Consider the following 7390-nt stretch of genomic DNA (forward strand, 5'->3'; position numbering starts at 1 on the left):
TGACGCTGTTCAGCCGGAGGCGACCGGGCGGCCGGGGACACCGAGCGCGGCCACGAAGTCGGTCAGCCGGCCGCTCCGGGCCGGCACCGGAGTGCGGGTTGACGGCCAAGCCCTCGGTGCTGGGCAGTACGACCACCGAGGACGGGCAGATCCCCAGCGTCGTACGGCGTTCGTCGGCGCCCACCCCGGTGAGCGCTGCCCGCAGCCCGGCGAGCACCGCGGCCCCGCAGAGGCCCGAGGAGACGCCGAGTTCGGCAAGACGGGCGGCCGGGCGGACCGCTGGAGGACCTGCTGCCGCAGCTGGCCACGGTGCAGGTCGAGACGGTTGAGGCCGGCGAGGATCTGGTACGGATCACGGCGCGGAGGCATGCCGGTGTCCTGGCGGTCTGCCCGGGATGCGGCAAGACGTCGGACTGGGAGCACAGCCGTTATGTGCGGCATGTCGCGGATGAGGCCGTCGGCGGGCGCCCGGTGATGATCGGCCTGTCGGTGCGACGGCTGTACTGCGAGAACCCGGACTGTTCGAAGCAGACGTTCGCCGAGCAGATCGCGGGGCTGACGGTGCGCTACCAGCGCAGGACTCCGGCCCTGCAGACCGTCGTTGAGCGGTGGCCCGTGCCCTGGCGGGCACGGCCGACGCCCGGCTGCTTCTGCACCTGCTCCTGCACCAGGTGTTCGCAAAGCGGGCCGCCCTCAGTGAGTTCCTCCGCCGCAGCCCGAACCACTACCAACTCGACACCCGATACCTGGACTTGTTCGGCGAGAACACCAGCTCCGCGATCGACTCCATCCTCCGCCGGGCATGGGGCACGGCGGCACAGAGACCGTTGCATAGGCTGGCCGCCTCAGCCGATAACCGCGACGAGGTCCAGCGCATGCACCCCAGCACCAGGATCCGCCTGATCGAGCCCACGGACGCCGTCCCGATCGCCGCGCATCGGGTGCGGGACGCCGAGGCCTTCCGGCAGTGGGAACCGGCCCAGCCCGCCGAGTTCTTCACCCCGCAGGGCCAGGCGCAGCGGATCGACAAGCTGCTGGCCGGATACCGCGCCGGCACCGTGTGGCCGGGGGTGGTACTCGCCGACGACCAGGTGATCGGGCAGGTCACCATCGGAGGCATCCTGCCGCAACCGCACCTGCGCCGCGGCTCCGTCGGATACTGGATCGCCACCGTCGCCCAGAATCAAGGGCACGCCGGACGCGCGGTCGGGCTCGCACTCCGGGTGATGACGGACGACCTCGGGTTGCACCGCGCCGAGGCCTCCACCAACCTGGAGAACCTGCCGTCCCAACGGGTACTGCGCCGCAATGGGTTCAGCCCGTACGGCGTCGCGCACTCCTCGATCCTGCTCGACGGGAGCTGGCGGGACGGGCTGCTGTGGGAGCGGATCCTCGGCGACTAGAGGTTGTCCCGTAAGTGATCTTCGAATTGCTGTGGGTGAGGCCGCTGATGGACCTTGTTGTCGGTCTCCTGCTCGTCGGTCAGTTCACCACCCGCCGGGCGCCGGTGCGGGATCAGGAGACCGGTGCCGAGGTAGCCACCGTCGGCGATGACCGGGGCGTTCCTGACGGCCCGGTCCGCCCCGGACTCGGCGTATGCCTTCGAGTCGTGCCGGCTGCCCGAGACCGGGCGTCCGACGGCAACGACCAGACGGGTGTTGGCATCGATGACCACCTGGTGGTTGGTGGAGTAGCGGTAGTTCTTGCTCGACGCCGCGACGGTGCGATCCCGGGTCGGGGCCAGTGTTCCGTCCACGATGAGCACGGTGCCCACCGGATGCCGGCGGCGGACCGGGGCGAGCGCGAGGTGGTCAATGACCCGGTCCGCGGCCGACTTCGCTCCGACGCCGTGATCACCCCACCCACGCCAAGGTCATCTCATCTTTGGACAGGGCTTACGGGACAACCTCTAATACGGAGACCGGCCACAGTGATCACTCGCACAGCGATACCCGACAGGGTCGGAACGCCCGAACCACCCGCCGTCGACGGCCCATCACGCACCCGTGGCAGGCGCGCTCGGGGCGGCCGGGTGCACATACCCCGCGCACCGCTACCTGGCTCGCTCAAAACCTGATCCGGCTGGCAGGCGCGCCGTTACGCTCGCCTGCATGAACTTCTCTACCGCGCTGGAGCTGATGAAGAAGGGGCGCCGCATGGCCCGCCGCAGCTGGATCCAGCCCGGCAAATACGTGTACCTGGAACCCGAGTCGGTCTGCACCACCCCCGACTCCCGGGAGCTCCCCCTCGAAGCCCACCTGCGCTTCGTCACCGCCGAGGGCACCGTTCAGGTCGGCGCACAGCCCTCGCACGCCGGCCTGCTCGCCGACGACTGGTACGACATCGACACCCCAGACGAACAGGCGTGATCGCATACCCACGCGATCACGCTCTTCAGAACCCTGCCGCCGCGCTCGCCGGCCCCGGCCGACGACCGGAGGCGGGGAGGGGCTCTCAGCCGACGCGTATCCCTCGACTCCAGCGGCAGCCGGACACGCAGCGCGATGGGGTCGGGGAAGACCCTCAGGGCGCCTAGACCGCGGCGCCCGTGCGGGCCGCGGCGAGCATTCGCTCTCTGACGACCGGCACGTTGCCTCACCCGCAGGTGCTGCTGCCCGGCTCGGGTGTCCGGCCGCTGCGGAAGGGGCGCATCGGGCCCGGCAGTGCGTCGTGGAGGCTGGGGACGGGGCGGAAGACGCTGGTGAGACGGGCGAGGTGCAGCAGGCGCAGGGTGGGCGGGTAGTTGCAGACCAGGCGCATGCTTCCGTGGCGCAGAAGAGCGTGGTGGTGGGCGCGGCAGAGCAGGCCCAGGCCGGAGCAGTCGAGGAAGGTGACCGGGGTCAGGTCGATGACGACCAGGGGTTCGGGCCGGTGGATGGCCGCGTCGAGGCGCGGGATGAATTCGGTGGCGGCAGCCATGTCGATCTCGCCGTGGAACTCCAGGACGGTGTGGCCGTGGGTGCGGTAGGTGTGCAGGTGTCGGGTGAGGGGTGGAGGGCGCTGGGTCATGTGACGTCACCTCGGCGGGGCGGGCAGTTGGGAGCACGCGGGTGGGGCCACCGGGGGCTGGGACTGTGCCATGGAGCACGCAGTACGGGAAGCGTCGCAGGGCAGGAGCCACAGAAACGGTTCACATGGCGTCACATGCCCTATTAAGGATTAAATCCGACCAGACGGCTTGACGTATGTACGTACTAGATTGATGAGATTTTCGGGTCCGTTGGAGCATGCCGCAGCGCAATGGCGGGCACCAGAGGCTCCTTCCACGGGTGGTGGCGTAGCGTCTGCCCGTCCGCCCCGGCCCCCGGAGCTCAGGCTCGCCCCGATGAACACGGTCAGTCTGCGGTCAGTAGCCCCATCTCGCGGGCGTGCAGCACGGTGGAGAGACGGTCGCCGGTGCCGAACTTGCGGTAGAGGTTCTCCAGATGCTTGTGCGCGCTGCGCGGTGAGATGCCGAGCCTGCGGGCGATGGCCTCCGCGGTCAGCGACTTCGCGAGCCGGCTCAGCACGACGGTCTCCCGCGGGGTGAGCCGAAGCTCGGCGGCCCGGTAGAGAGTGTCCTCGGGACCTCCTCCCTGGGGCGCGGGCAGTGTGTGGGCGTATGCCAGATGCCTCACCACCGCCGCGAAGAGCGGCTGGATCCGTCCGGCGACCTCCTGGTCACGTCCGGTGTACGGACTTTCGGTCCTCCCCAGCATGATCAGATGGCCGATTCCCGTGGGCGCCGGCAGGGGCAGGGCCAGCTGATGCTCGGCCCCGAACATCCCGGCGAACACGTGCTGCGCCTCCGGATCGGGCCAGCGGCCCTCGACGTACAGCGCATCGGGGGTCAACGGTCTGGAGTCGGCGGTGCGTTGGTAGTGCCGTACCAGCGGATGCGCGTGCATGGCGATTTCGAGAGCTTCCAACCCGGGGTGGACGTCGGTCGGCGTGCTGCCCACCGGCGAGTCGTCCCAGCCAGTGGTCGAGAACAGTGCCTTGGACGGGCTGTCGAACAGTTCACCCAGCTCGACGCGCACCACGTCCCAGGGCAGAGTCACCCGGTGGCTGTCGAGGATCGCGACGGTCAGGTCGAGGATGCGCTGGTAGTCACGCGCCGACATGTGGGACACGGAAACCCCCTACGTACCCACCCCGAAGACAACTCGCCGCGTCGCCCTGTCAAGGGGGCGGCGCGGGCCACTCGCTACGCAGAGGTACGCATACCGCGCCGGGCGGACCCTCGGCAGGCTTGCACCACCGCGGTGAACAGACCGTGGTCCGCTCTCTCGGGGGTTTCCACCATGGACGAGTGCGCCTGTCGGCACACGCCTCAGACCATGTCGACCGAGGCACCGGTCCTGCGCCGGGCCCCGGAGCCCTGGCTGCACTACGGGGTCGTCCCGGCCCCTTCGGTGCGTGCGAAGCTCTACGCCGAACTGCGGTCCACCGCTCAGGAGTTGCTCGCAGCCGACGAGGGCGCCGCCGACTTCTTCTTCCTCCACAAGCCGCCGGGGCTGCGGGTACGGTTCCGGGTGCCGGGGCCCGAACGCACGTGCGTGGACGGACTGTTGAGGGAGCGGCTGACCCGGTGGCGCAGCGACGGTCTGTTGCTCGACTGGACCGGCGGGGTGTACGAACCGGAGGAGTATCTGTTCGGCGGGCCTGTCTCGCTGCGCAGCGTCCACCGGGTCTTCACCGCCGACTCGCTTGCCTGGCTGGGCTTTCACCAAAGCGGCCCCGGATCGCGCGCGGCCTGGGCGATGTCGCTGGTGATGGTGCGGGAACTCCTTGACGCACTGGACATCGTCGGCTGGGAGGACCTGGACGTCTGGGACCGGCTGCGCCGGCAGACCGGGCGCAGGTACGCCGACGGGGCCGAGCCACCCGAGGAAGCCGAGCGGATCGCCGAGGCGCTGCGCGCCGGCTGGGCGGACCCGGGCACGCTCGCCCGGCGGCTGCCGGCCGGTGCACTGGAGTACACCGAGGAGTTCCGGCGCGCGGTCGTGGCGGCCGGGGAGCGCTGGCGCGGCGAGTACTTCACCGTGGCGACCCGGCCGTCGGGCCGCGCGAGGCAGCCGCGTTCGTCATCGTCTTCCACTGGAAACCGCGCGGGCCTGTCCCTGGTCTGCCAGACGCTCATCGCGGAGGCGCTGACCGTGCGGCCGGGCGGTGGGGTGAAGTGACCGGGCAGGAGACCTCTCTGCTGCGCAGCGCCGGGCTGCCGATACGGCTGTGGTGTGCGGCCGGGTCGCCGGGACTGTTCCGGCTCGTACGGCAACTGGATTGCACCGAGAGCGATTTCACGCGGATGAGTGCCCGGCTCGCCGACGCCGTCGGCACCCTGCTCGTGCCGGATCCCTCGCTGTCGGTCACGGAGCGCCGCCTGACGCTGGCAGCGCGGCGCCGGCTGCACCACGGGCTGCCGCTGCCGCTGCCGCCGGCTGAACACGCGTCCCTCGTGGCGGTCGCGGCACTGCTGCGGGTGCGCGAAGGGCACCTTGAAGTGCTCGCGCTCGATCCGGGGGAAGGCATCGTCCTGACTCCGGTACGGATCCGGCGGACTCCGCTGATCGATGAGCTGTACGGGGCGCTGCGCGGCGGCGCGTTGACGCTGCGCGCGCTGGAAGCGGCGGTGGTGCCGGAGGCAGGGGACGCGCAGCGACTTGTGCTGCGGCAATTCCTGGTGCGGCTCGGCGAGATGGGCGTGCTGCAATCGCGCACCCCACCGGTGCAGCGCAGCCGCTCCTGGCAGGGCGCGCTCCCGCAGCCCCGGGTGGAGCGCGTGGACGGCGGCTATCTCGATGTCTACCGGCGCACCTCCGGTGCGCTGCCTGCCACCGATCTGGCGGTGCTGCGGGCGGCGATCGGGCAGGCGCTGCGGCTGCAGGAGTTGATGACCGATGACGCCGCGACCCCTCCTCGGGGTGCTCCCCCGTTCCTGACCGGACGCGACCAGCCGGTCCTGGACATCCTGCGTGCGCAGCTCGCCGCGCGTCGGGAGCCTGCGGCGGCGGGCCAGCACCGCGCGCAGTGGCCCGCCGGACACACACCCGGCTCCGGCTACACCCGGCTGCTCGACTGGCTCGACACCCGGATCGACGGGCTGCCGGCCGGCCACGCGATCGACATCGGAGCGCGGCTCCTCGACCGCCTCGGCGCACCCGCCGCACGGCCCGACTGGCCGATGGACTGCATCGTGCGCCCGCTGCCGGGCCGGCACTGGGCGCTGGACATCACCACACCCGCGGCCGTCCTCGACGCCCGCTTCATCAGCGCCCTGGAGCGGCTGCACGGACCGCTGCCGCACGTGGAGGCGTACCGCGGATTTCTGCGGCGCTTGGACGAGGAGAGCGGGATCCCCTCGGTGGAGCTGCTGTTCCCCGCCCTTTCGCGGTTCTCGGCCAACGCCGTGCGTCGGCCCCTGTACGCGGCCGCCTGGACCGGGGACCCCGATCTGCTGGCGTACTGCGACGGCAATACGGGCAAGCCGCGCTTCGTTCCGCTGGACGAGCTGACGGCGCTCTGGTCCGCCGGGCGGATCGTCATCAGCGACCGAAGCGGCCCCGTCCGCCCCCTGTACCACTCGGTCCGCAACGCACCACCGCCCTGGGACACGGTCGCCTCGCTGCTGCTGCGCGGCTCACCGCAGGCCTCGGCCTGGCGCCGCCGACTGCGGCACTCGCTGACCGCGCTGCCGGGCCGTGACTACGTCCCGCGGATCACCGTCGCCGGTGCGCTGGTGCTGTCCGCCGCGCAATGGCGCCTGCCCGCCCACCTACTGCCGTCACCCGGCGACTCCGAGCTGACGCAGCTGCGTCAACTGACCCGGCTGCGCGACCGGTTCGGGCTCCCGCGCTGGGTGTTCCTGTCGCCGGGCCCCGGGATCAGCTCGCCGCTGCCCTGTGACCTGGAGAGCCTGCAGGCCCTCCGCGTCCTCGAACGCACCGCGGCCATCGCCGCGGCCTCGAACCTGACGCCGGTGATCGAGGAGATGGTGCCCTCACCCAGCGAACTGACCGTATCCGATCTGGCCGACCCGGCCTGCGCGCCGGTGGCCACCGAGCTGATGGTCCCGCTGCCCGCCGGAGCACCTCCGACCGCACCAGGACAAGAAGAGAGGCGAACGACATGACCACGGGTCTCCCCCAGAACGGGCGGCTCCAGCTCGACGACCTGGACGCACTCATCGAGCAGCTGGAGACCCAGTTCGACGACACCCAGCTCTTGACGCCGAGTGGCCGCATCACCACCAGCAGCTGCACCAACTGCGCGTGCTGCACCTGCACTTGTCCCTGCGGTGGCTGACCACATGGCCCACGGACACCCGGAGAGGAGGTCGGCACGCCGACAACACGTACTCGCAGTACGCCCATCTCTCGCGGATCGGCGTACGGGTCGGCCAGAGCGT

8 protein-coding genes and 1 pseudogene are annotated in these 7390 nt (G+C 70.9%); 6 read left to right on the forward strand and 3 right to left on the reverse strand.

The window, feature by feature from the left end; all coding sequences use genetic code 11:
• The first annotated feature begins 432 nt into the window (after positions 1–432).
• Positions 433–903, forward strand: a complete 471-nt coding sequence (locus ACWC2B_RS32315) for a hypothetical protein (protein WP_450722897.1) — start codon at positions 433–435, stop codon at positions 901–903.
• Positions 876–1403 (forward strand): GNAT family N-acetyltransferase, encoded by a 528-nt coding sequence (locus ACWC2B_RS32320; protein WP_450722880.1) that lies wholly within the window; start codon positions 876–878, stop codon positions 1401–1403. The genes ACWC2B_RS32315 and ACWC2B_RS32320 overlap by 28 nt, the downstream gene beginning before the upstream one ends.
• A 41-nt stretch (positions 1404–1444) precedes the next feature.
• Here ACWC2B_RS32320 and ACWC2B_RS32325 read toward each other — a convergent pair.
• Positions 1445–1840 (reverse strand): annotated as a pseudogene (locus ACWC2B_RS32325) (transposase); the annotation flags it as partial.
• Positions 1841–2111: 271 nt separating this feature from the next.
• Between ACWC2B_RS32325 and ACWC2B_RS32330 the strand changes: the two are divergent.
• Entirely contained in the window at positions 2112–2369 is a 258-nt protein-coding gene (locus ACWC2B_RS32330; protein ID WP_386007959.1) for a Thoeris anti-defense Tad2 family protein, read from the forward strand.
• 226 nt (positions 2370–2595) lie between these two features.
• Here ACWC2B_RS32330 and ACWC2B_RS32335 read toward each other — a convergent pair whose 3' ends face one another.
• Positions 2596–3009, reverse strand: coding sequence for an STAS domain-containing protein (locus ACWC2B_RS32335; protein WP_450722883.1), 414 nt, complete (start codon positions 3007–3009; stop codon positions 2596–2598).
• A gap of 326 nt (positions 3010–3335) precedes the next feature.
• Positions 3336–4103 carry a LuxR C-terminal-related transcriptional regulator gene (locus ACWC2B_RS32340; protein ID WP_450722885.1) on the reverse strand — a complete coding sequence of 256 codons (768 nt, stop codon included), beginning with the start codon at positions 4101–4103 and terminating at the stop codon, positions 3336–3338.
• A 216-nt stretch (positions 4104–4319) separates the two neighbouring features.
• Between ACWC2B_RS32340 and ACWC2B_RS32345 the strand changes: the two genes are divergently transcribed.
• From ACWC2B_RS32345 to ACWC2B_RS32355, 3 genes are read left to right on the forward strand one after another with little or no spacing between them, the layout of a single operon-like run.
• Entirely contained in the window at positions 4320–5165 is an 846-nt protein-coding gene (locus tag ACWC2B_RS32345) for a thiopeptide-type bacteriocin biosynthesis protein (RefSeq protein WP_450722887.1), read from the forward strand.
• On the forward strand, positions 5162–7114 hold the full coding sequence (locus ACWC2B_RS32350; protein WP_450722889.1) for a lantibiotic dehydratase: 1953 nt from the start codon (positions 5162–5164) through the stop codon (positions 7112–7114). The genes ACWC2B_RS32345 and ACWC2B_RS32350 overlap by 4 nt, the downstream gene beginning before the upstream one ends.
• Positions 7111–7287 carry a hypothetical protein gene (locus ACWC2B_RS32355; RefSeq protein ID WP_450722891.1) on the forward strand — a complete coding sequence of 59 codons (177 nt, stop codon included), beginning with the start codon at positions 7111–7113 and terminating at the stop codon, positions 7285–7287. Before ACWC2B_RS32350 ends, ACWC2B_RS32355 begins: the two co-directional genes overlap by 4 nt.
• Positions 7288–7390: the final 103 nt, after the last annotated feature.

It is taken from the genome of Streptomyces sp. NPDC001415, from assembly GCF_053597395.1.

Coding starts and splice junctions, on each gene's coding strand:
- ACWC2B_RS32330 (WP_386007959.1), top strand. CDS start 2,112: ATGAACTTCTCTACCGCGCTGGAGCTGATGAAGAAGGGGCGCCGCATG.
- ACWC2B_RS32340 (WP_450722885.1), bottom strand. CDS start 4,103: ATGTCGGCGCGTGACTACCAGCGCATCCTCGACCTGACCGTCGCGATC.
- ACWC2B_RS32335 (WP_450722883.1), bottom strand. CDS start 3,009: ATGACCCAGCGCCCTCCACCCCTCACCCGACACCTGCACACCTACCGC.
- ACWC2B_RS32320 (WP_450722880.1), top strand. CDS start 876: ATGCACCCCAGCACCAGGATCCGCCTGATCGAGCCCACGGACGCCGTC.
- ACWC2B_RS32345 (WP_450722887.1), top strand. CDS start 4,320: ATGTCGACCGAGGCACCGGTCCTGCGCCGGGCCCCGGAGCCCTGGCTG.
- ACWC2B_RS32355 (WP_450722891.1), top strand. CDS start 7,111: ATGACCACGGGTCTCCCCCAGAACGGGCGGCTCCAGCTCGACGACCTG.